At 65.5% G+C, this 21977-nt stretch carries 23 protein-coding genes; 14 read left to right on the forward strand and 9 right to left on the reverse strand.

Translation table 11 applies throughout. The annotated features are described in order from the left end of the window. Positions 1–14 precede the first annotated feature (14 nt). From BFL43_RS10185 to BFL43_RS10205, 5 genes are read left to right on the forward strand one after another with little or no spacing between them, the layout of a single operon-like run. A complete protein-coding gene (locus BFL43_RS10185) occupies positions 15–1247 on the forward strand; it encodes an MCE family protein (RefSeq protein ID WP_240498183.1) in 1233 nt (410 codons plus the stop codon). Further along, positions 1247–2515, forward strand: coding sequence for an MCE family protein (locus BFL43_RS10190; RefSeq protein WP_084892433.1), 1269 nt, complete (start codon positions 1247–1249; stop codon positions 2513–2515). Before BFL43_RS10185 ends, BFL43_RS10190 begins: the two co-directional genes overlap by 1 nt. Further along, a complete protein-coding gene (locus BFL43_RS10195; protein WP_084892434.1) occupies positions 2512–3990 on the forward strand; it encodes an MlaD family protein in 1479 nt (492 codons plus the stop codon). Before BFL43_RS10190 ends, BFL43_RS10195 begins: the two co-directional genes overlap by 4 nt. Then, a complete protein-coding gene (locus BFL43_RS10200) occupies positions 3957–4898 on the forward strand; it encodes a hypothetical protein (protein WP_143695236.1) in 942 nt (313 codons plus the stop codon). Before BFL43_RS10195 ends, BFL43_RS10200 begins: the two co-directional genes overlap by 34 nt. After that, on the forward strand, positions 4899–5489 hold the full coding sequence (locus tag BFL43_RS10205; RefSeq protein WP_084892436.1) for a hypothetical protein: 591 nt from the start codon (positions 4899–4901) through the stop codon (positions 5487–5489). It begins immediately after the preceding gene. 217 nt (positions 5490–5706) lie between these two features. On the opposite strand, the gene BFL43_RS10210 is transcribed toward BFL43_RS10205, so the two are convergent. From BFL43_RS10210 to BFL43_RS10220, 3 genes are all read right to left on the reverse strand, one after another. Then, on the reverse strand, positions 5707–7194 hold the full coding sequence (locus tag BFL43_RS10210; RefSeq protein WP_084892437.1) for an aldehyde dehydrogenase: 1488 nt from the start codon (positions 7192–7194) through the stop codon (positions 5707–5709). A gap of 65 nt (positions 7195–7259) precedes the next feature. Beyond that, positions 7260–8417 carry a PrsW family intramembrane metalloprotease gene (locus BFL43_RS10215; protein WP_084892438.1) on the reverse strand — a complete coding sequence of 386 codons (1158 nt, stop codon included), beginning with the start codon at positions 8415–8417 and terminating at the stop codon, positions 7260–7262. Then, positions 8414–8974: a hypothetical protein gene (locus BFL43_RS10220; RefSeq protein WP_084892439.1), complete on the reverse strand. Its 561-nt coding sequence runs from the start codon at positions 8972–8974 to the stop codon at positions 8414–8416. Before BFL43_RS10220 ends, BFL43_RS10215 begins: the two co-directional genes overlap by 4 nt. A 115-nt stretch (positions 8975–9089) precedes the next feature. On the opposite strand from BFL43_RS10220, the gene BFL43_RS10225 reads away from it, so the two are divergent. After that, the gene (locus BFL43_RS10225; protein ID WP_084892440.1) at positions 9090–9875 is read left to right on the forward strand and encodes a putative protein N(5)-glutamine methyltransferase; all 786 of its coding nucleotides are present in this window, start codon (positions 9090–9092) and stop codon (positions 9873–9875) included. On the opposite strand, the gene BFL43_RS10230 is transcribed toward BFL43_RS10225, so the two are convergent. Further along, complete coding sequence (locus BFL43_RS10230) at positions 9872–10177, reverse strand: antibiotic biosynthesis monooxygenase (RefSeq protein WP_084892441.1); 306 nt, start codon at positions 10175–10177, stop codon at positions 9872–9874. The two genes, BFL43_RS10225 and BFL43_RS10230, sit on opposite strands and share 4 nt — an antisense overlap. Positions 10178–10303: 126 nt before the next feature. Here BFL43_RS10230 and BFL43_RS10235 point away from each other — a divergent pair, with 126 nt between their 5' ends. After that, positions 10304–11068 (forward strand): alpha/beta hydrolase, encoded by a 765-nt coding sequence (locus tag BFL43_RS10235; protein WP_084892464.1) that lies wholly within the window; start codon positions 10304–10306, stop codon positions 11066–11068. Here BFL43_RS10235 and BFL43_RS10240 read toward each other — a convergent pair. Both BFL43_RS10240 and BFL43_RS10245 read right to left on the reverse strand, forming a co-directional pair. Beyond that, positions 11058–12560: a glycosyltransferase family 39 protein gene (locus tag BFL43_RS10240; protein WP_084892442.1), complete on the reverse strand. Its 1503-nt coding sequence runs from the start codon at positions 12558–12560 to the stop codon at positions 11058–11060. The genes BFL43_RS10235 and BFL43_RS10240 overlap by 11 nt on opposite strands. Positions 12561–12582: 22 nt before the next feature. Beyond that, the gene (locus tag BFL43_RS10245) at positions 12583–13476 is read right to left on the reverse strand and encodes an A/G-specific adenine glycosylase (RefSeq protein WP_084892443.1); all 894 of its coding nucleotides are present in this window, start codon (positions 13474–13476) and stop codon (positions 12583–12585) included. Here BFL43_RS10245 and BFL43_RS10250 point away from each other — a divergent pair. Together BFL43_RS10250 and BFL43_RS10255 are read left to right on the forward strand one after the other, a co-directional pair. Further along, the gene (locus tag BFL43_RS10250; RefSeq protein WP_084892444.1) at positions 13475–14128 is read left to right on the forward strand and encodes a carbonic anhydrase; all 654 of its coding nucleotides are present in this window, start codon (positions 13475–13477) and stop codon (positions 14126–14128) included. The two genes, BFL43_RS10245 and BFL43_RS10250, sit on opposite strands and share 2 nt — an antisense overlap. 164 nt (positions 14129–14292) lie before the next feature. After that, positions 14293–15054, forward strand: coding sequence for a hypothetical protein (locus tag BFL43_RS10255; protein WP_084892445.1), 762 nt, complete (start codon positions 14293–14295; stop codon positions 15052–15054). A gap of 81 nt (positions 15055–15135) precedes the next feature. On the opposite strand, the gene disA is transcribed toward BFL43_RS10255, so the two are convergent. Beyond that, positions 15136–16218 carry a DNA integrity scanning diadenylate cyclase DisA gene (disA, locus tag BFL43_RS10260; RefSeq protein ID WP_206186648.1) on the reverse strand — a complete coding sequence of 361 codons (1083 nt, stop codon included), beginning with the start codon at positions 16216–16218 and terminating at the stop codon, positions 15136–15138. A 47-nt stretch (positions 16219–16265) separates the two neighbouring features. Between disA and BFL43_RS10265 the strand changes: the two genes are divergently transcribed. Beyond that, positions 16266–16832 (forward strand): PaaI family thioesterase, encoded by a 567-nt coding sequence (locus tag BFL43_RS10265; protein ID WP_084892447.1) that lies wholly within the window; start codon positions 16266–16268, stop codon positions 16830–16832. A 10-nt stretch (positions 16833–16842) separates the two neighbouring features. Here BFL43_RS10265 and radA read toward each other — a convergent pair whose 3' ends face one another. Then, positions 16843–18240, reverse strand: coding sequence for a DNA repair protein RadA (gene radA, locus BFL43_RS10270; protein ID WP_084892448.1), 1398 nt, complete (start codon positions 18238–18240; stop codon positions 16843–16845). A gap of 99 nt (positions 18241–18339) precedes the next feature. Beyond that, positions 18340–18993 (reverse strand): hypothetical protein, encoded by a 654-nt coding sequence (locus BFL43_RS10275; RefSeq protein ID WP_168176598.1) that lies wholly within the window; start codon positions 18991–18993, stop codon positions 18340–18342. A 233-nt stretch (positions 18994–19226) separates the two neighbouring features. On the opposite strand from BFL43_RS10275, the gene BFL43_RS10280 reads away from it, so the two are divergent. The 4 genes from BFL43_RS10280 (at position 19227) to ispF (ending at position 21973) form a co-directional block, all read left to right on the forward strand. Continuing rightward, positions 19227–20153 (forward strand): hypothetical protein, encoded by a 927-nt coding sequence (locus BFL43_RS10280; protein WP_240498184.1) that lies wholly within the window; start codon positions 19227–19229, stop codon positions 20151–20153. Positions 20154–20338: 185 nt separating this feature from the next. Continuing rightward, positions 20339–20827: a CarD family transcriptional regulator gene (locus BFL43_RS10285; protein ID WP_020107769.1), complete on the forward strand. Its 489-nt coding sequence runs from the start codon at positions 20339–20341 to the stop codon at positions 20825–20827. Then, positions 20802–21512, forward strand: coding sequence for a 2-C-methyl-D-erythritol 4-phosphate cytidylyltransferase (gene ispD, locus BFL43_RS10290; protein WP_084892451.1), 711 nt, complete (start codon positions 20802–20804; stop codon positions 21510–21512). The genes BFL43_RS10285 and ispD overlap by 26 nt, the downstream gene beginning before the upstream one ends. After that, a complete protein-coding gene (gene ispF / locus BFL43_RS10295) occupies positions 21509–21973 on the forward strand; it encodes a 2-C-methyl-D-erythritol 2,4-cyclodiphosphate synthase (protein WP_084892452.1) in 465 nt (154 codons plus the stop codon). The genes ispD and ispF overlap by 4 nt, the downstream gene beginning before the upstream one ends. The last annotated feature ends 4 nt before the right edge of the window (positions 21974–21977 follow it).

Consider the following 21977-nt stretch of genomic DNA (forward strand, 5'->3'; position numbering starts at 1 on the left):
GCAAGCGTTTCTGGATGTCGACCGCGATCGTGGTTGCCGTGGTCGTCGCACTCGCGGTTGTGTATGTCGGCTACCAGAAGGTCAGCTACAAGACGTACAACGCGTACTTCTCCACCGTCAACGCGATGTACGAGGGAGACGCCGTCAAGGTGCTCGGTGTCACGGTCGGGACGGTCGGGAAGATCACCCCGCGCGACGGCGATGTGAAGGTGGAACTGAAGGTCGACCGCGATCAGGAGATCCCGGCCGATGCCGAGGCGGTCGTGGTCGCGCAGTCGCTGGTGTCCGGCCGGTTCGTCCAGTTGACGCCGGTGTTCGAAGGCGGTCCCGCTCTGAAGAACGGCGGCACCATCCCGATGGAGCGGACAGCGGTGCCGGTCGAATGGGATGAGGTCAAGGCCGAGCTGAGCAAGCTCACCGAGGCCGTCGGTCCCGACGGCGCCGACCCCGGCTCGGTCGCCAACCTCGTCGACGTCGCCGACGAGAACCTCAACGGCAATGGCACCGCCATACGGCAGTCACTGCAACAGCTCTCGGACGTGACGAGCACCTTGGCCAACGGTCGCGACGACCTGTTCAACTCCATCCGCAATCTGCAGACCCTCACCGAGGCGTTGTCGCAGAGCTCCGAGCAGCTGGTCCAGTTCAACGGTCGGATCGCTTCCGTCAGCCAGGTGCTGGCCGACAACACGGACAGTCTGAACGGCGCCCTCACCAATCTCGATACCGCGCTGACCGATGTGAAATCGTTCATCCAGACCAACGGCGCCACCCTCAGCGACTCCATCGCGCGCCTCGGTGACGCCACCAACGTGCTGGCACAGAAGGACGAGGAGATCCGGGGACTGCTCCACTCCGGACCAACCCAGCTGTCGAACTTCTACAACATCTACAACCCGCTCCAGGGCTCGCTCTCCGGCATCTTCGGACTCGGCATGGGCGGCAACCTGATCAACCTGTTGTGCGGTGCCATCCAGGCGAACGACCGGCCCGGTCAAGAAGCCGACGTCGAGAAGTGCGTCGACGTGCTCGCGCCGGTGCTGGCCTCCATATCGGTCAACTATCCGCCGGCGCTGATCAATCCGGTGTCCGGCATCGATGCCAGGCCCGACCAGATCCAGTACCAGAACGCCAGCGTGAAAGCCCGTGCACAGCAGAGCATTCGCGATCAGGACGCAGAGACCCGCAAGAAGTACAACAACCCGGGACTCGCGCAACTGCTGGTGCCGTTCGGGGGTGAGGGCTGATGCGCGGGATCTCACGCCACCGGGTCGCTCTGCGCAACGTCGTGGGTGCAGTGGTGGTCAGTTCAGCTCTCGTCGTCACCGGCTGTTCGTTCGACGGGCTGAACTCACTGCCGGTGCCGGGTGCCGAGGGCACGGGCGATGGTTCCTATGAGTTGATGGCCATGATCCCCAACGCCGCCAACCTCGTTCAGAACGCACCGGTCCTGATCAACGACGCGACCGTCGGCAGCGTCGGCAAGATCGAGGTCAAGAATTGGCAGGCAGAGCTGACCCTGCGACTGAACAAGGGCACACAGGTCCCGGTCGGCTCCTATGTCATGGTCGGCCTCACCAGTGTGCTCGGGTCCCTGAACCTGCAGATCGTGCAGCCCGAGAACGCGGACAAGGGCACCATGGCGCCGGGCGAGCAGATACCTGCGACGAGTTGCCCCGAGCAGGAGAACATCGCACCGCCGACCAACGAAGAGCCGATCCCGGACATCAACTCGGCGCAGCAGGTTGCCGCATGTACGTACCCGACCACCGAGCAGGTGCTCAGCTCGCTGTCGGTCGTACTCAACGGTGGTGGGCTGGCGCAGGTCGGGGACATCGTGCACGAGATGAACGCCGCTCTGGCCGGGCGGCAGGATGTGCTGCGCGACCTGGTTCCGCGACTGAACACACTGGTCAGCGAATTGAACGACCAGCGCGAGAACATCATTCGCGCCATGGAAGGGCTCGACCGACTGACCGGGCAGATCAACGCGCAGGCGCCGGTCGTCGAAAAGGCGCTGGCCGACGGACCGAAGATCCTCAAACTGCTCGTCGATCAGCGGGTGCACTTCACCGATGCGCTAGGGGCGTTGAGCCGGATGAGCCGCACCACCGATGACATCCTGAAGGCGAACTCCGAGGACATCGAGGTGCTCACCAGTAACCTCGTCCCGGTTCTCGATCAACTGCAGTCCACGGGACCGTCCCTGACGCAGTCCCTGGGCATCCTGCTGACCTTCCCGTTCGCGGAGCAGGCCATCCCGCAGGTTGTCCGCGGCGACTACCTCAACGGCGTCATCAACCTGGACCTCACGTTCGGGCGCCTGCAACGCGGCGCTCTCGCGAGCGTCGGGGTCGCCAGCCAGTTCTACGGGCCCGAAGGCATGTTCGGCAAACCCGCCGGCGCCGCCGGGCGAGGCGACAACCCGTTCACCGGGCCGCTCGCCGACGATCCGCCACCGCAAACTCCTGCGCCCGACACAGCAGCACAGCCGGCCGGGGAGGAGGGCCCATGAGGATCACGCCTTTCGTCCGCATGCAGCTGATCATCTTCTCGATCGTCACAGTGATCGCGGTGATCGCAGTCGCCGTCTTCTACATCCGGGTCCCCAGCATGGTGGGGGTCGGGGAGTACAACGTCGAGGTCGAATTGCCCAGCACCGGTGGGCTGTACCAGAACGGAAACGTCAGCTACCGCGGTGTGGACGTGGGAAAGGTGCAATCGGTGACGCTGACCGAAGAGGGAGTGGTGGCGAAGCTGTCCATCAACTCCGACACCGAGATCCCGAACAATTCGATCGCGTCCGTGCACAGCGTCTCCGCGGTCGGCGAGCAGTACCTCGAGTTTCTGCCCGACCCGGAAACCGAGTCCACCGGAAACATCAAAGACGGCGCCGTGATCGAGAACGGAACGGTGCCGGTCGAGGTGGGCACCCTGCTCGATCAGACCAACAACCTGCTCGAGCAGGTTCAGGACACCCGACTCCGGCGCGTGATGGACGAGGCGTTCAACGCATTCAACGGCACCGGCGAAGACCTGCAGCGGCTGCTCGACTCCATGGCGCTGCTCGTCGGCGACGCGAACGAGAACTCCGAGGCGATCGTCAAGTTGATCGAGCAGGCGGCTCCCTTGCTCGAGACCCAGACGGAGACCGTCGGTGACATCCGTGCATGGACGGCGAACCTCGCCCAGGTGACCGACCAGCTGCGTGCCAACGACCCACAGCTCAAGGACATCCTGCAGAAGGGACCAGGCGTCGCGAAGCAGACCCAGGAACTGTTCGCGTCGATGAATCAGACGCTGCCGCTGCTGTTCTCGAACTTGAACACAGTGTCCCGGACCTTGGCGATCTACCATCCGAACCTGCGCCAGATCGTGGTGATCTACCCCCGGCTGATCGCGGCGCTGATCACCGCGCTCAACTCGGAGGACGCCCGTAACGGTGCCAACGTGGACTTTGCGCTCGGCTTCCAGGACCCCGGTACGTGCACTGTCGGGTATCTGCCGATGACGTCCGACCGCAACGCATCAGCGCAGACCCCGCGCGATCTGCCGCCCGGCATGCTCTGCCGCGTACCGCAGGACTCGAACCTCGGTGTCCGCGGTACCCGTAACTTCCCGTGCGTCGAACTCCCGGGTCGTCGCGCCCCGACCCCCGAAGAGTGCCGCACCGGCTATGTTCCGGTCGGTGAGAACGTTCCGCTGCCACAGGGACTCCCGGGAATCGATGTGCCGCAAGGCTTCCTGACCAATGCGAATCCAGGCGCGGACGACGGCAGCCCATCGGTGTACGCCACCACCTACGACCCCGTCAGCGGCGATTACATCGGTCCCGACGGCAAAACCTATAACGCTGGAACGGGGTCTGCGACGACTTCTGGTACGAGTGGTGGGGCCGGTGCACCACGTTCCGGATCCGCCGATACCGGCGCACAACCGCAGGAAGACAACAGCCAATGGCAGAGCCTGATCACGGGGACCGTGAGGTGACTCGCCCGTCGACGCAGCGTCGCCGGGCTCGTCGCCCCGCGGGTCCTCCAGAAGACGCCCAGCGCAGCAGGTCGACCCCTGCCGGCAAGTCGAGCCCCACAGGCAAGTCGAGCCCGACAGGTAAGCCGACTCCCGCCGGTAAGCCGGTCAAGTCGGCGCCGCTGGGTCGCAAGCGCAAGTCGGCGCCGAAATCTGAGTCGGTGGCAACGCCTCCTGTGGTTCCCACCGTGGACTTGAACAAGGTGGCCGAGCCGGAGTCGGCGCCAGAGACCGAAGACACCGCAGTCGTCGCGACCGGGGTGTCGTACCGGGAACGTCGGTCCGCGGGCCGTGGGCCCAGCGACGACGGGCCGCGCAAGAGCAGGGGATCACTGCGCAGGGGCAAGACCGGGCCCGGGAAGAAGCGAGCGAGGTTTCGTGGACTCGGGGTGGTGGTAGCGGCCGTGTCCGCCATCGCGCTCATCGCCGCGATGGTCGTCGCATCTACGTTCTTCGTGTTGGGCACCGCCAAGATCGACGATCGCAACGATCTGCGGGCTGAGTATTCGGCGTTCGCACGGCAGATGGTCACCAACCTCACGACTCTGAACCCGGAGAACATCGACGCCTCGATCAAGTCGTTCCAGGACGACACCAGCGGCAAGGCGATGGAGCAGGTCGGACAGTCGGTCGAGCAGACCGTCAACATGATCAAGTCCGAGAACGTTTCGACCAGGGGTGCGGTGATCTCCGAAGCCGTCACCGCAAGTGACGCCGACACTGCGACCGTCATCATGGTCTTCAGCTGGGAGATGAACCAGCCCAACGTCACAGAGCAGCAGACCGTGTTGCAGGTCTTCCGGTGGAAACTGGAGATCACCATGATCAACGGCGAACCCAAGCTCACCAACGTTGAGTGGGTGACCTAGATGTCGCGTCGATTCTGGGTATGGACCGTGTCCTTGCTGACGGTCGCCTTACTGGTGGCCGGAGCGGTCATCACGACGATCGTCGGTCTGGACTACCGCGACACCAAACTGGCCGAGGATGCCCGCGGTGAGGCGCTCGACGCCGGGAAGCAGACCGCGGCAGTGATGTTCGGGTATCAGCCCGACAACGTCGAGCAGCATGTGGCGGACACCAAGAAGTCCTTGTCGGGTGCTGCCGAGAAGCAATACGACGAGATCATCAAGGAGTCGAACCTCGTTGCCGAAGTGCAGAAGCAACAGGTCAAATCGGAGGTGTCCATTCAGGACGCCGGCGTGGTCAACTCCACCCGCGACACAGCTCTGCTGCTGATCTTCATGAACCAATCGGTCACCAAAGGCGGCAAGGACCTGGTTTCGGTCAATGCCAGCCGGCTGCAGTACTCGATGGAGCGGTCAGGTGATCAATGGAAGGTCACCAACATCGACATCCTCACCGACGACTCGGTGAAGGCCCGCCTCGCAGAGGAAGACGACAAGCCCGGTGCGTCTACCGTCCCGGCCCCGGCACCCGCGCCGGTTCCCACTCCCTGAGCGGATACCCCCAGACGCCAGTCAGGCCCTCCGATCGAAATCGGAGGGCCTGACTGGTGTCTGTCGCCTCGTCCTGAAACAGGAGGATGTGGGATTTCCTCCGGCTTTGGCTTTTTCCTCCGGCTGCAGCGGGAGGATGTGGCTGGAGTCGGAGGATGTGGCAATTCCTCCGACTTCACAACCCAAAGAGCCTGACTGCAGTCGGAGGAGATGCGAACTAAGCGTTCGGGTCGTATCCCATCGGCAAGATGACCGACTTGTGCTCGAGGTAGGACTCGAGGCCCTCGGGTCCGTTCTCACGGCCGATCCCGGAGTTCTTGTACCCACCGAAGGGGGAGCCCGGATCGATTGCGTACCAGTTGACGCCATAGGTTCCGGTGCGGATCTGGGCCGCGATCTGCAGTCCGTGTTCGACGTCGGCGGTCCACACCGTACCTGCGAGCCCGTATTCGGAATCGTTGGCGATCGCGACCGCTTCCTCTTCGGTCTCGTAGTCGATCACCGAGATGACCGGTCCGAAGATCTCCTCCCGAGCAATGGACATGTCATTGGTGACGCCCGTGAAAATAGTTGGGCTCAAGTAGTATCCGGAATCGAGGCCTTCCGGCCGTACGCTGTCGAGGACCGCGGTGGCGCCGGCTTCTTTGCCCTGGCGGATGTAGTCCTCGACCTTGTTGCGCTGCTTCTCGGTGATCAGGGGTCCGAGCTGGGCCTCGGGATCGTCGGGCAGGCCCGGCTTGAGGAGTTTGGCCGCCTCGATCATCGCGGCGACGATCTCGTCGCGCTTGGCGCTCGGCACCAGGACGCGGGTCTGGGCGACGCACGCCTGGCCCGTGTTCATCAGGCCGGTGAACGTCAACATGCCTGCGATCTCGGCGGGATCGGCGTCGGCCAGCACGATGGCGGCAGACTTGCCGCCCAACTCCAGCGAGCAACGCTTGAGCTGCTCACCACATGCTGCACCGATCGCACGGCCGGCTGCGGTCGATCCGGTGAAGGTGATCTTGTCGACGTCGGGATGTGCGACGAGCGCCTTACCGGTGTCGGGGCCGCCGGGGATCACTGACAGAACCCCTTCTGGCAGGCCGGCTTCGGTGAACAATTCAGCGATGAGGTTCGCCGACAACGGCGTTTCGGGGGCAGGCTTGAGCACCACGGAACAGCCCGCCGACAGGGCGGGGCCCAGCTTGTTGCAGATGAGGAACAGCGGGACGTTCCAGGCCGTGATCGCGCCGACGACACCTACCGGCTCGCGGGTGATCTGAGTCTTGCCGAACAGGCCGTCGCGATACTCGTGCCACGTGTAATTGACTGCGGCCTTGGCGTATTCGCGTAGGACCCCGGTGGCCGGTAGCTGCTGCAGGGTCGCGACCGCCAGCGGGGGAGCGCCCATCTCGGACGACACCAGCTCGGCGATCTCCGCGCCGCGCTCGTCGATCAGATCGGCTACCTTCGCGACAACTGCGGCCCGGTCCTCGGGCGAGGTGTTCCGCCAGACACCGGAGTCGAAGGCGGCTCGCGCGGTCTGCACTGCGGTGTCCACGTCGGTGGCGTCGGCCAGTGGAGTGCTGCCGACGCGCTGCCCGGTTGCCGGCGAGTACACCTCGAGGACCTCGGCTGAATGTGGGGCGGTCCATTTGCCGCCGATGTAGAGCTCGGTGAAGTCATTCGAGGTCGTGGGCGCAGCGTGCGCGGTGTCCGTCATTGGTCCTCCATTGGGTTATTGCTTTCGACCCAATGTTAGAACACGTTCCAGTTTTGCGGGAGGGGTTACAGGTTAGCGCGCAACCGCGCGATTTCGGAGCGAGACTGCACGACATCCGCGCTGTCCAGACCCTTGCTCGTTGCGATATCACTGCACAAGTCCAGAGCGCCGCGCACCACGGGTTTGCGTCGACGACGCTCAGCTCGATCACCACCGGCTTTGACATAGCGACGTTGCTGTCGCCACCCGCCGGCGGCGGTCACTTCTTCGTCCGTGAGGACACCGGCCTCGACCTCGGGGCCCAGCACGTCGCGCACGAAATGAGCTTCGCGCGGGTGCGCCCAGACGAAAGCGATCCACAGCGCTGTCAACGCGAAGACCACGCCACCTAAGAGCACGACAAACGTCAGAATCCCGTCCCCGCCCGAGATCGCCACCATCGAGTCCCAGACACCGTGAATGACGATCGGAGCGACGATGAGCGCCAGGCCCCGCCAGATCCGTCGCGGTTGTGCAGGCGAGCCCAACAGGTAGATCACTCCGGCGCAGAACAACGCCGTGAACAGCGGGTGAGAGATGACGTCGGAGTAGATCCGGGTGGCGATCGACCCCGCGAGACCGTCGGTCTGGTGGGCGCCGAAACCCTGCGTCGCGCCGACAATCGAGTAAAGGAAATCCTCACTCGTCTGGAATCCGAGACCGATGAACGCGCCCAGCAACAATCCGTCCGTGGGGGTCCGCACGAGTCGCGGCGCCAGGGCGATGAGAACGAGGATCCCGGCGCCCTTGGCCGTCTCCTCCACCAGCGGCGCCGACAGCCCGGCATGCCAGTCCTGGGCCCACACTTGCCCGAAGGCCTTGGCGTACAGCGAACCGAGCGCCGTGTTGCCTGGGATGGCGATGGCGAACGTCGCAGCCGTCGCACCCCAGATGAACGCGGTGGCAACCAGCTTGATGGGTTGACGTTCGTATCGGTCGATGTGCCGGAACCACCAGCCCCAAATAAGCAGACTGACCACTGCGACTACCCCGGCAACCAGGAGTGCTCGACCGAAATACCCGGAGTAGGGACTGAACATCTGCCATCCCTTGACGACTCCGGCCGTGCAGAGCCACAGGAAGATCCAGAAGACGACGTTGCGGGGCTGAAAGAAACGGAATTTCTCGCCCCAGGCAGTCTCTTCGAGCGCCTCGGTCCGGGCATCGATCAGCGTGGCGCTCACCGGGCGTCTCCTTCGGTGGTGCCGACACTGTCGATCATGGCGTCGATCTCCTGACCACGGTTCGCCAGCTGGTCAGGCGGACCGACCACCTGCACTCGGATGCCGTCGCCGCGCGCGACGAAGGTTGTCACGGAGCCGGCAGCGCGAGGGGTGTCGAAACGGATCTGCACGCCAGAGAGGCCGCCCTCGGTGGTGACCGGCTCGCGAGACCCGGAGAGCGCAAGGACCGACTGACCGTAGGTCGCCGAATCCACGGCGTCGATCTGCGACAGCAGTTCGTCGGCGGTACCGCTGAACTTGTCGGCCTCGACAGCGAACGTGATGCCGCTCTGGGTCAGTACGACGGCCGGAAGACTGTCGGATGCACCGCGTTCGCCGACGCGGAAGCCACTGTCGATGTTCCAGTCGGGCCCCACGGCGAGGGAGACCGTCGAAGTCACCTGCATCCGGTCACCGGCAGCGGTCGGATTGTCCGACGACACAGCCGAATCGATGGCGGGGACGATGATCGCCCACACCAGCCAGACCGCGAGTATGGCGGCGGCATAGGGGAACACGCGAGTGTCCAAGCCTAGAAAGCGGTGATCCGCCGGGGGACGGGCGCGATGATGTGCAGCGGGCGCACGGCCCGACCCTTCGTTCACGAAACGATTCTGGCGTACCGTCGAAGCGGTGTCCAACGCGGAGCCGGAGCCTTCGATCGAGGCAATTGTGGCGCGCCTACGAGCCGCTGGTTGCGTCTTCGCCGAGGACGAGGCCCGGATCTTGATCGATGCAGCCGACGATGAGATCGGGCTGGAGCAACTCGTCGTGCGCCGCGTGGCGGGGGAACCGCTCGAGTACATCGTCGGCGGGACCGAGTTCGGTGGGTTGATGATCGCGGTGGCGCCGGGCGTCTTCGTCCCGCGGCAGCGGTCGCTCCTGCTGGTCGAAACAGTGATCGATGTGGCCGGGCCGACTGCCCGGATCCTCGACCTGTGCTGCGGCTCGGCAGCGCTGGCAGCGGTTGTCGCCGACCGCCTACCGGACGCAACGGTCGCAGCGGCCGACATCGATCCAATTGCAGTTGCCTGCGCGGAACTCAATCTGGCCGGCCGGGGACAGGTGTATCGCGGCGATCTGTTCAGCCCATTGCCGTCGGCACTGCGGGGCGCCCTCGACGTCGTCGTCTGCAACGCCCCGTATGTCCCCACTGCAGCCATCGCGACCATGCCTCCGGAAGCCCGAGATCACGAGCGGCGCGCCACACTGGACGGCGGCGAAGACGGATTGGACCTGCTGCGGAGGGTGGCAGTCGCTGCACCTCACTGGCTGTCACGGCCAGGCCATCTCGTGATGGAAATCGGTGACAGTCAAGTTGATTCGGCGACGACCATCTTCTCCGACGCCGGATTCACGCCGACGATCCGAACCGACCGCGAACGCGGTGCGATCGCGGTCGTCGGATCAGTGGACTAGGTGGGCTTGACGTCCAGTACGACTTCGAATTCGAGCAGGTCGGCGCCGCTGGACACCGGCTTGGCGCGTTCCCCGGCGTGTGCCTCCCGGGCGGGTCCGGCGGCCCAGGCCGCGAAGGCCTCTTCCGATTCCCATTGCGTCACCACGAAATAGCGATCGTCGCCCTTGACCGGACGCAGGAGCTGGAAACCGAGGAAACCCGGAGACCCGTCCACGGAGTGCGCGCGATGCGCGAACCGCTTCTCCAACTCAGGTCCGGAACCTTCGGGAACGGAGATCGCGTTTATCTTCACAACAGCCATGGCGTCACATTACCGCCGGAGGCCGCCACGCTGACGTCTGCCGCGAAGGTGCGATGCCGATGCTGTCCCGTCCGGATAACGTTCTACCTCGTGAGTGCGGACACAGGGTTCATCGACTACGGCGGGATGCCAGATCAGCCGCCGATCGTCCTGGTGCACGGGCTGATGGGTCGCGGACGTACGTGGCAGCGGCAGATCCCCTGGTTGCGGCGGTACGGCCGGGTCTTCACCTTCGATGCGGCCTGGCACACCGGCCGCGACGTCGCACCGCCCGCGGCGCCGGAAGAGCTGTCCACCGAGCGGTTCGTCGCCGATCTCGCCGAGGTGCTGACCTGGATCGACATGGGACCCGCGGTCCTCATCGGCCACTCGATGGGCGCATTGCATTCCTGGTGCGTGGCAGCGGAGTACCCGGAATTGGTATCGGCGCTCGTCCTCGAGGACACGGCGCCTGACTTCCGGGGTCGCACCACCGAGGGCTGGCAGCCCTGGTTCGACTCGTGGCCGCCCGAGTCCAAGTCCCTGAAGCACGCGCAGGAGATGTTCGGCGACATCGCCGGGCGCTATTTCTACGAGGCGTTCGACGACGGAGTCCTGCACGGCCGGCTCGACATATGGGCGCAAATCGCCGAAGAGTGGGGCCAACGGGACTTTTGGGACCAGTGGCACCAGATCTCGGCGCCGAGTCTGCTGATCGAGGCAGGCAACAGCGTCGTCCCACCGGGTCAGATGGCGGGGATGGCCGAATCGAAGGACAACTCGACCTACATCAAGGTTGGCGGTGCGAGCCATCTCGTGCACGACGACGCCCCGGACGAGTACCGCGGTGCCGTCGAGGCGTTCCTGTGCGGACGGCCTGCGTCTTGGCGGAGCAGGCACCTCAAACCCTGACGGCCTTGATCACCTGACTCTGATTGAACTGCCAACGTTCGATCAGTCGGAAACCGAGAGCGGCAGGCACGAAAAATGCTGGATGACGGGCGAACTGAGGTCCCGGAGGCAGGGCGATCCCGGATTCGCGGTCGGTGAGCGTCGGATCCTTTTGCGAGACTGTCCAGATCACCTCGCAGGCCGCGATCTGCTCGCGCACCCGATCAGGTGGCAGGTTCTGATCCCACATCTTGCCGGTGGCACTGCCGCGTTTGCCGAGTCCGACGTCGACCATCGCATCGAACACGTCGGGGCGACTGGCGGTCATCGCTCTGATCGGTCCCGGCTTCCAGGTGACCGTATCGTCGAGCAACAGGCAGTCGCCCGGTCGGGCCTGTGCGTCGAGCAATGCGGCGACGTCACTGAAATCCATGCCCAACTTGGCGTGCTCGGTCCGTTGGTGCAGGTAGATCGGGGCCGCCGATGCTACGACGAGGCCGATACAGACGCCGACGCCGACCACGCTGCGGGTGAGGTTGTGGATGCTCAGGGCGAGGACGATCGCCAGACCCGGGGCAGTGAACGATAGGTATTTGTCGAGATAGATCGGGTCCGACACGGCCGAATAGAGCAGGATCGCCGCGGTCGGCACCGCCATCCACGCCACGGCGAAGATCCAGAGTTGTCGGTACGGGTTCGCCGACCATCGCCGCAGCGGCTCATGGCCGACCACGACGGCCGCCGACACCAGAATCGCCGCCGCGACAACAAACAACGACGAGTTGTCGGCGTACTGCCGAGCCACCCGGATCGGGGTCGGGAAGCCGAGGTCGGATATCCAGCCGACCTGACCGGATTGGGTACTGACGAACCAGACGAACGGTGCCGATATGAGCACGGCCGGCCCTGCGGAGCAGAGGAATCGGATCCGCGTGCGCCTCTCGGTGCCCATCGCCGCAAGCATGATGGCGTGTACCGGGACCAGCAGCACGGTGTAGACGAACAGCAGGCAGCCGACGACGATGAGCACGGCGTAGCCCAGCCACCGGATGCGCGAGCCCGATCGGACGGCGCCGACGAAGGAGAGCCCGAGGCAAGCCGCGAGCAACATCGTGAAGCTGTACGAGCGGACCTCGATTGCCGCCCAGGTGACCTGGGGGATCAGACCGAAGAGCAGGCCCGCGATCAGCCCGATCCGTCGACCCGCGAATCCCGAGACCAGCACGACGAGGGCGGCGGCTGTTGCCGAGACCGCGAGCAGACCGGGGATCCGTGCCCACCCCTCGGTGGCGGGTACGAGCTCGAACCAGCGACCCATGATCGTGTAATACACGCCGTGCACGGCGTCGAGACTGTGCACTAACTCCCACAACTCGCCGACGGTCCTGGTCGAACCGGACACGGTGGCGGCCTCGTCGGACCAGAACGACGGAGTCGGGAGGCGCACCGCGGAGATGGCCAATGCGGTGGCGGCCGCGATCGCCGGGTAGGTGAAGCGAGGGGGCGGGCGCACCGGAGCAATCTATCCTGGCGGCTCAGCCCTCGCCCGCGAGCGCGAATCGGCCGTCGGCGGTGATCTCGGCGAGGCCGTCGACCAGAAGCGAATCGAGTGCCCGATCGCGCTGGCCGGTGTCCTTGGTCCACACGATGTCGAGCTGATCTCGCGGGACGGGAATGTCGCTGCCGCGCAACACATCGAGCAGGAGGCCACGGACCTGCCGGTCGGTGCCTGCGAACTTCTGTACCTTCCGGGCCGGCCCGGAATGCGCCGGCGACCCCGCTGCCACCCACCGGCAGTCGGTCAGTGGGCAGCGCTCGCACCGCGGATTTTTCGCGACACACACGAGTGCCCCGAGTTCCATCAGGGCGGCCGAGAAGCGTGGGGCGCGAGAATCATCGGGCAGCAGCAGTTGGGCGTCGACGAGATCAGCGCGGGCCGGATTGCCTGGTTCAGCGCGGCCATGGACCGCCCTGGCGATCACTCGTCGCACGTTGGTGTCGACCACTGGAACGGACTGTCCGTAGGCGAAGCAGGCGATTGCTCGCGCTGTGTAATCGCCGATTCCGGGCAGGGTCAGCAGCACGTCCACGTCCGAGGGCACCACGTCGCCATGGTCGGCGGCCAGGACCGCGGAACAGGCGTGCAGCCGCATCGCCCGCCGCGGATAACCGAGCTTGCCCCACGCGCGCACCACCTCGCCGACCGACGCAGCCGCCATGGCTGAAGGCACCGGCCACCGCTCGACCCACTGCTCCCAGATGGGCGCCACCCGCGACACCGGGGTCTGCTGCAGCATGATCTCGCTGATCAGGATGTGCCAGGCGGACACCTCGTCCCGGCGCCACGGCAGGTCCCGCTCGGCGACGTCGAACCAGCCGAGGAGCTTGCTCGGCGCGACGGGATCGGGACGAGGCACAATGTCACCCATGGCTCAGACAACTCCGGCGCAGGCGTGGAAACAGCTGCGCGAAGGCAACGAACGTTTCGTGGCAGGCAAGTCGGCTCATCCCAGCCAGGGTATCGAGGACCGCCACCGGCTCACCGGCGGCCAGCATCCCAAGGCGGTGCTGTTCGGCTGCGCCGACTCGCGCGTGGCCGCCGAGATCATCTTCGACCAGGGACTCGGCGACATGTTCGTCATCCGCACGGCCGGTCACGTCATCGACTCGGCGGTGCTGGGTTCGATCGAGTACGCGACCGAGGTGCTCGGCGTGCCGCTAATCGCGATCCTCGGCCACGACAGCTGTGGTGCGGTCCGCGCGACCCTGGACGCACTCGACGACCTCCAGATCCCCGGCGGCTTCATCCGCGACGTCGTCGAACGCGTGACCCCGAGCATCCTGGCCGGCCGCAGCGAAGGCCTCACCCGCGTCGACGAGTTCGAGGCGCGCCACGTGAAAGAGACCGGGCGGCTGATGGTCCAGCGCAGTCGTTTCATCGCAGACCGCGTCGAGAAGGGTGAGGTCGGCATCGTCGGCCTGACGTACGAGCTGTCCGAGGGCAAGGTTCGGCTGAACGGCACCCTGGGCGACGTCGGCGAAGACGCCAGCGACCCGGAGACGCCCAGCCTCAACGCCTAGTCGAGCTCCGCTGCGCTGCGTCTCACACCACCGGTTCGAGCTCCGCTGCGCTGCGTCTCACACCACCGGTTCGAGCTCCGCTGCGCTGCGTCTCACAGGCCCCGATATGCGACACGCCGGGTCTGGTGACCCGGTGTGTGGCTACCGGCCACTAGCGTCAGGGTGTGCTAGATCCTCAGGGCCCTTTGCCACCGGAAATCTACTGGCGCCGACGCGCACTGGCGGTCGGCGTCCTGGTGGTCGTGCTCGCAGTGATCATCGGCCTGATCTTCTGGGTGACCAGCGACGGCGGCGGCAAGAACACCGCGAACTCCACTGATCTCTCCGGTACCCCCAGTTACGCACTGCCATCGGCGTACAGCGATCCGTCGGCATCGGCCTCGGGTGTCCCCGGGGTCAGCGGAGGCTCCGGCGGTGGCGGCGAGGTCGCGGCCCCCGGTGAGTCCCCTGCGGCAGGCGAACCGGGTATCCCCGGCGGCACCCCTGCCGGTGAGACACCGCAGCCGGTCCCCGCGAGCGGACTGTGCCCCGACCAGAACATCTCGGTGGTGCTCTACACCGACAAGCCCGCATACACAGAAGGCGAACAGCCGATCTTCACGATCGCCGTCACCAACGCCGGGCTCTCCGAATGCACGAGGGACGTCGGCAAGGCGATGCAGAGCGTCACGGTCCTCAACCTCGCCGGCGACCGCCGCATCTGGGCTTCAGGCGACTGCGCACCTGTCGAAGGTGTGAACAATCAGCTGCTCAAACCCGGACAACAGGTCAAGGACACCATCGACTGGTCCGGCACCACCAGCACCCCGGGCTGTGAGACCGTCCGTCAACCAGTCGCTCCCGGCTCCTACCAAGCGGTGGCCAGAATCGGTGAAAAACCCAGTGCGCCGATCACTTTCAATGTGAATCGCCCCGCCGCGCAGTAACCAGAACAAAAGCACATCGTTCAGTCAAAAGCACACGTTGCAACGTGTGCTTTTGACTGAACGATGTGCTTTTGTGGTGATCTAGTCGAAGCGTTCGATGCTCAGTTCCGCGAGGCGGGAGAGGCCCTCACGGATGTGGCGGGCCCAGATGCTGCCGATGCCTTCGACGGCTTGTAGATCAGCCGCGGTGGCCGCCAGCATCGCTTGCAGCGTGCCGTAGCTGCGCACCAGGCGGTCGATGTGCGCGAACTGCAGCCGGGGGATCCGCGCGAGCAAACGGTAGCCCCGGGGGCTCATCGCGATGTCCTGGGCGTCGATCGTGTTGGGATAGCCGAAAGCCCGGGCGAGTGCGGTCAGGTCCAGCAGGTCTACGTCGGTGAGTTCTTCCACCGCTGCCAAGGCCTGCTCGACTTCTTGCGTACTGGCGGGTTCGGGACTCGCGAAGTAGTCCCTGACCACCAGCTCTCGCTGAGAGTCGTTCTCGCCCACCAGTTCCTCGAGCTGCAGACTGAGCTGACGGCCGTTGACACCGAGTTCGAGGACGTAGTGCTGGATCTCGTCGCGAACCCGCCGGACCATCTCCAGGCGCTGCACGACGGTCATGGCGTCGCGCAGCGTCACGTAGTCCTCGATCTCCGACCGTGACAGCTGTGCGCTGACCTCGTCCAGGCGGGTCTTGTACCGCTCGAGGGTTGCCACCGCGAGGTTCGCGCGGGAGAGGATAGCGTCCGAACCTTCTACGACATAACGGATTCCGGCGACGTATGCGCTGACGATCGACATCGACGCACTGACCGAGATGACGGGATAACCGGTCTGGATCGCGGTCCGCTCGGCCGATCGGTGCCGGGTTCCGGACTCCTCGGTGGGGATCGACGGATCGGGGACGAGTTGCACGTTGGCGCGTACGATTCGGCTCCCGTCGGTCGAGAGCACCACGGCGCCGTCCATCTTCGAGAGCTCGCGAAGGCGGGTCGGGGCGAACGCGACGTCGAGGTGGAAGCCGCCGGCACAGATGCGTTCGACCTCGGGATCGTGCCCGATGACGATCAAGGCACCGGTACGGCCACGCAGGATACGTTCGAGGCCGTCTCGCAGCGGGGTGCCGGGCGCTAGCCGGGCGATCGTCGTGCGAAGCAGGTCCGAGGCCGGAACCTCAGCCATGAGGCGCCTTTCTGTCATGAAGCAGGTGGAGACTAGATTAGCTGTTTGTGAAAACCTCTTTCGTATTGCCTGACGAGCTGGTCCCTGCAACGCGCTCGCCGAAGGCCCCGGCGGCGGGTGGGGCAGTGCGGGCCCACAACCCGATGTGCTTCGGATGTGGAGAGGACGCACCGACCGGACTGCACATCAACGCCGTCGCCGGTGAAGGCGTTGACGTTACCGCTCGTATGCAGGTAGAGGCACGTTTCGAGGGCGGACCCGGGGTGATCCACGGTGGCATTCTCTCGACCGCGTTCGACGAGGCGATGGGCCTGGCGCAGTGGATGGTCGGCGCAATCGCGGTGACCGCTCACCTGGAAATCGACTTCGCCAAGCCGATTCCGATCGGCAGCGAGCTGCGCATCGAGGCCGAATGCATCGGCGAGGTCCGGCGCAAGCTGTACACCCGCGCGGTGGCCTACCTGGGTGACGAAACCGAGCCGGTCGGGGCCGCGCATGCGCTCTTCATCAAGATCAAGCCGCTGGAGCACTACAAGGACAGCTTCGCCGTCAGCGGGGCCGCAGACTTCTACGCGGACAAAATCGCCCGCAGAGAACGCAGCGGCGGAGCCTAGTAGTCCGACGCTAGAACGAGTAGGGGCTCGAGGGGCCCTTCAGGGCGACGCGCATGGCCGTCTGGAGATCAGCGACCTGCGTGATCTTGATGCCGGAGGGTAGGTCGAGTGATCCGGCCGGGACGATGGCGTGTTTGAAGCCCAGCCGCTTCGCCTCAGCCACCCGCCGGCCCACCCCCGCGACGCGGCGCACCTCACCGGCGAGACCGATCTCGCCGAGCGCGACCATCGACCCGGGCAGTGACCGCTCGGCCAGGATGGAACTGAGAGCGAGCGCGACGGCGAGGTCGGCGGCCGGTTCGCTGATCTTCATGCCGCCGACGGTCGCGACGTAGACATCCTGGTCGAACGTCGGAAGATTGGCGCGGGCGGCACAGACCGCCAAGATCATTGCCACTCTTGCCGAATCGATACCGACGACGGCGCGACGCGGGTTGGCCAAACTCGACTTCGACACCAGCGCCTGTACCTCTCCGAGTAGGGGCCGCTTGCCGTCCATCGCCACGGTGATCGCAGTGCCCGCCACGCCGATGTCGCGGTGGTGCAGGAACAATTCGGACGGATCGGTGACCTCGTGGATGCCGTCTTCGCGCTGTTCGAAACAGCCGACCTCATCGGCGGCCCCGAACCGGTTCTTGATCCCGCGCACCATCCGCAGGGTCGAGTGCTTGTCCCCTTCGAAGGACAGGACCACGTCGACGAGGTGTTCCAGAGACCTCGGCCCGGCGACGGTGCCGTCTTTGGTGACATGCCCGACGAGTACGACGGCGATACCCGAGTTCTTCGCCAGTGACGTCAGAGCGGTTGTGACAGCGCGGATCTGGGTGACGCCACCGTTGACGCCATCGACACTCTGCGCGACCATCGTCTGAACGGAGTCGACGATCATCAGCGAGGGCATGACGGCCTCGGCGTGGCCGAGGACAGCGCCGAGGTCGGATTCGGCGGCGAGATAGATCTCGTCGTGGACGGCTCCGGTGCGTTCAGCGCGCAGGCGCACCTGTCCTGCAGACTCTTCGCCGGTGACGTACAAGGCGCGCCTGCCCTGTAGCGCCCACTGTTTGACCGCCTCGAGCAACAGCGTGGACTTGCCGACACCGGGTTCGCCGGCGAGCAGTAGCACCGACCCGGGGACGATCCCTTTGCCCAGAACACGATCCAGCTCACCGATGCCGGTGGAGAAGGCCGCAGCGTTGGTGGCGTCGATCTGGGACATCGGCCGCGCAGGCGTCCCGGGAACCGTTGCGAGCGTGGGCGATTTGCCGCCACCGATCCCGGAGGCACCGGCGGCGATTGTCGCGACCTCGCCTACCGAACCCCACTCGCCGCAATCAGGGCAACGGCCAAGCCATTTCGCGACCTGATATCCACACGCGCTACACCGGTACGTTGTTTTGGTCTTGGCCACCGGGCAACTCTAGCGGCGCCGTCCGACAACCCGGAATTGGTGGCTTCTGGCGACGCCCACCTGGGGAAATACTCGCCAGAACCCACCAAGATCGGAGTGCTAGTGCGCTTCGCCCTCAGCCTCTTCGACCCCGCGCGGATGATCCTGGCGCGGGAGGATGGCGCCGGCGTCGACCGGGACGTCGATGGTGGTCTCGCCGGCCTTCTCGAAGTCGAAGACCATCGGGACGGTCAGTCCGGGGGTCAGGCTCGGCGGTGCGCCGGTCACGGTGACGGTGATGCGCTCTTCGCTGGGGTCGGTCGGCTCGTTGCTCGTGGTGAGCAGAAGCGCGGGCTCGCCGGCGCGCAGGGACTGGTTGGGTCCGATGGTCCTGCGGCCTTCGATCTCGACCTCGCCGCTGCCGTCGGCGAACGAGATGCCCTCGAGGGTGTCGGTGGTGTCGGGGCTGCCGTTGGAGATCAGGAATGCCATCTCCAGGGGGCCGCCGTCGACGAACGCCTGGGTGCTGCCGTCCTTCGGGAAGACGATGTGTACATCACGGAGTGCGAGAGGTCCGGCGTCGATTTCGTTGCCGTTGATCGCGGGGGCCTGGTCGGCCGTCTGCGCGATCTGCCCGGCGCCGCACGCGGAGGTGCCGATCAGCAGGCCTGACGCGATGGTTGCGGCGGCCACTGCCGAGACGAATCGACTGCGCCGGACGCTGCGCACCGACCGAGAACCCGTGGGTTGGGCCGAAACTTTCTGCACTGACACCGGTTTTCCTCCGAGGTAGGTCCTGATGCAACGCGCGCCCTGCGCCGGTCCGATCGCCGGGAGATCCCGGTGCGCCCGAACACACAGTGCGTGCACTACGGAGCGTAGTGGGCGTTGCCCGCGAAAGTCTGTCCGGGTCGCGAAATCGATGCATTTTCGTCTTTCGCCCGGTCTGCGACTCGTAGCTGACCTCGCCCGGTCCGGTTCCCGACCAGCGAGGCATGATGCTTCTCATGACTGAGAATGCCGCTACCGACATCGGGCCGTCATCACGCGTGACGTTGAGCAGCCACAGCTTCGCCTCCGACTTCGGTCTGGCCTCGTTCCAGCCGACCCGTGGGCGTTCGTTGATGCGCAGCGAGTTCACCGACAAGATGCGGTCGCCGGCCGGGACCGCCTCGCTCGGCTTCCTGCTGACGTTGGTCGACTACGTGACCTCGGATCCGGCATTGTCGGTCTCCGCGCCCGATTGGACCGCGACCCAGAACCTGTCCTTCCACGCAGCGGATGCTGTGCGGCAGGGGCCGGTCCTGATCGACAGCAACCTCGTCCGGGTCGGCAAGAAGGCGGTGGTGGTGTCCGCCGATGTGTACGACGGACGCGGCGTGACCGATCTCGGTGAGTTCGCGCGGACGATCGACGGCGCTGCAGCGTCAGGGGAGGGTCCGATTCTCGTCGGCCGGGCGCTGGTGACCTTCGCCCGATTGCCTCGTACCGCGGCGACCGGTGCGGACGATTACAAACCCGAGGAATGGATCGGCAAACTCCGCGAGCGCAACATCGAACCAGTGGAAGGAGACATCTACTCCCGTCTGGGAATGCGGGTCGTCGACTCGGCGGCCGGCGTCGTGGAACTGGACCTCTCTCCCTTTGTCGCCAACATGATCGGCACCATCCAGGGCGGTGCCCAGGCGCTGCTCGTCGAGGCGGCAGCGCACGCGATACGCCCGGGACTCGTCGCGACGGACATGCAGTTGCACTACCTCTCTCAGGTGCGGGTCGGACCGGCGAGGTCGTACGCCGACGTGGTCCGTGATGCGAGCGATCACTGCGTCGTGAACATCCGTTTGGTCGATGCCGGCGCCGGTGACCGTTTACTCGCGTTGACGACGGTCACCATGCGGCGTTCGGCAAGCTTGGACAAGCGTGTGGACAGGTGACCGATCTGCGGCCGACGCCTAGCCTCATCCAGCCGGTCGGCGGCCTGGTTCGAGCTATGTGCCAGCACACTTTTCAGGTGCCGTCAAGGTTTGCGAAACCGCTGGTATGCCGCTGACCTGCACCGTTGGCTGATGACCTGGAGCGCCCCGTGCTAGACTGGGCAAATCGAAAGGGGCATGGAACATTGAATTTCAAAGTTGGTGACACCGTTGTCTACCCCCATCACGGTGCCGCACTGGTCGAAGACATTGTGACCCGAACCATCAAGGGCGAGGCCGTCGAGTACCTCGTTCTTAAGGTGGCTGATGGTGACATGACAGTTCAGATTCCATCCACGAAGCTCGAGTACGTGGGTGTCCGCGACGTCGTCGGGGAAGAAGGACTGGGTAAGGTCTTCGACGTTCTCCGGGCGCCCCACACCGAGGAGCCCACGAACTGGGCGCGTCGGTTCAAGGCCAATCAGGAGAAGCTCATCTCGGGTGACATCATCAAGGTCGCCGAGATCGTGCGTGACCTGTGGCGTCGCGAGCAGGATCGGGGATTGTCCGCAGGTGAGAAGCGGATGCTGACCCGTGCTCGCCGTGTTCTGGTCGACGAGCTCTCGTTGGCACAGAACACCAACGACGAGAAAGCCTCCATCATCCTCGATGAGGTTCTCGCCGCCGCTTCCTGACCGAAGCAGCAAGGTTCTGGTGTCTACAGTCGCGCTGATCCCGGCCGCCGGCCGCGGAGAGCGGCTCGGCGCGGGACTTCCCAAAGCTTTCGTCGACCTCGCCGGTCACAGTATGTTGCATCACGCGGTGCGTGGTGTGCAGGCCAGCGGGGTCGTCGACGCGTTGGTTCTCTCTGTACCGGTCGACCTCGTCGAGCAGGTGCAGTCTCAGTTTCCCGAGGTGATTGTTGTCGCCGGTGGTGCGGAGCGCTCTGACTCCGTGCGTGCGGCCCTGGCTGCGGCGCCTCCGTCCGACGTGGTGCTCGTCCATGACGCTGCCCGCGCTCTGACCCCTCCATCTCTCTTTGCCGACGTCGTCGCCGCGGTGATGGCCGGCGCCCCCGCGGTCGTGCCCGGGTTGGCCGTCGTCGACACCATCAAGTCCGTCGATCCCGCAGGTGCGGTAACCGGCACGGTGGACCGTGGCCCTCTCCGGGCCGTGCAGACCCCGCAGGGGTTCGACTCCGCCATGCTCGGCGCCGCCTATGCCGCAGCGACTGCCGACTTCACCGATGACGCCGGTCTGGTCGAGGCACAGGGCACCCCGGTGCAGGTCATCCTCGGCGATCCCATGGCGTTCAAGATCACCACACCGTGGGACCTGCGGCTCGCGACGTGGCTGCTGCACGAACGGGCCCGTGCATGAGGGTTGGTATCGGGACCGACGTGCACCCGATCGCCGTGGGCAAACCGTGCGCGATGGCAGGGTTGCTGTTCCCTGACGACGACGGGTGCGAGGGTCACTCCGACGGCGACGTGGCTGTTCACGCCCTCTGTGACGCATTGCTCTCGGCCGCCGGGCTCGGCGACCTCGGGTCGGTGTTCGGTACCGGCAGGCCTGAATGGGACGGGGTCAGTGGCGCCAGGATGCTCACGCATGTCCGGGAGCTCTTCGAAGCAGCCGGATTCACACTGGGGAACGCCGCCGTCCAGGTCATCGGCAACCGCCCCAAGATCGGCCCCCGGCGCGCCGAGGCTCAGCACGTTCTCGGCGAGTTGCTCGGCGGACCGGTTTCGGTATCCGCCACCACCACCGACGGTCTGGGTTTGACCGGCCGCGGTGAGGGGATCGCTGCCGTGGCCACAGCCCTGTTACTCGACAAGTAAGATT

It is taken from the genome of Williamsia sp. 1135, assembly GCF_002095395.1.
In the GTDB taxonomy this organism is placed as follows: domain Bacteria; phylum Actinomycetota; class Actinomycetes; order Mycobacteriales; family Mycobacteriaceae; genus Williamsia.

Excerpts from the sequence above, each read along its gene's own strand:
- BFL43_RS10190 (WP_084892433.1), top strand. The coding sequence starts at position 1,247 with ATGCGCGGGATCTCACGCCACCGGGTCGCTCTGCGCAACGTCGTGGGT.
- BFL43_RS10235 (WP_084892464.1), top strand. The coding sequence starts at position 10,304 with ATGCCAGATCAGCCGCCGATCGTCCTGGTGCACGGGCTGATGGGTCGC.
- BFL43_RS10185 (WP_240498183.1), top strand. The coding sequence starts at position 15 with ATGTCGACCGCGATCGTGGTTGCCGTGGTCGTCGCACTCGCGGTTGTG.
- BFL43_RS10195 (WP_084892434.1), top strand. The coding sequence starts at position 2,512 with ATGAGGATCACGCCTTTCGTCCGCATGCAGCTGATCATCTTCTCGATC.
- BFL43_RS10250 (WP_084892444.1), top strand. The coding sequence starts at position 13,475 with ATGGCTCAGACAACTCCGGCGCAGGCGTGGAAACAGCTGCGCGAAGGC.
- BFL43_RS10245 (WP_084892443.1), bottom strand. The coding sequence starts at position 13,476 with ATGGGTGACATTGTGCCTCGTCCCGATCCCGTCGCGCCGAGCAAGCTC.
- BFL43_RS10200 (WP_143695236.1), top strand. The coding sequence starts at position 3,957 with ATGGCAGAGCCTGATCACGGGGACCGTGAGGTGACTCGCCCGTCGACG.
- ispD (WP_084892451.1), top strand. The coding sequence starts at position 20,802 with ATGAGGTTCTCGCCGCCGCTTCCTGACCGAAGCAGCAAGGTTCTGGTG.
- ispF (WP_084892452.1), top strand. The coding sequence starts at position 21,509 with ATGAGGGTTGGTATCGGGACCGACGTGCACCCGATCGCCGTGGGCAAA.
- BFL43_RS10205 (WP_084892436.1), top strand. The coding sequence starts at position 4,899 with ATGTCGCGTCGATTCTGGGTATGGACCGTGTCCTTGCTGACGGTCGCC.
- BFL43_RS10280 (WP_240498184.1), top strand. The coding sequence starts at position 19,227 with ATGACTGAGAATGCCGCTACCGACATCGGGCCGTCATCACGCGTGACG.
- BFL43_RS10230 (WP_084892441.1), bottom strand. The coding sequence starts at position 10,177 with ATGGCTGTTGTGAAGATAAACGCGATCTCCGTTCCCGAAGGTTCCGGA.
- BFL43_RS10210 (WP_084892437.1), bottom strand. The coding sequence starts at position 7,194 with ATGACGGACACCGCGCACGCTGCGCCCACGACCTCGAATGACTTCACC.
- disA (WP_206186648.1), bottom strand. The coding sequence starts at position 16,218 with ATGGCTGAGGTTCCGGCCTCGGACCTGCTTCGCACGACGATCGCCCGG.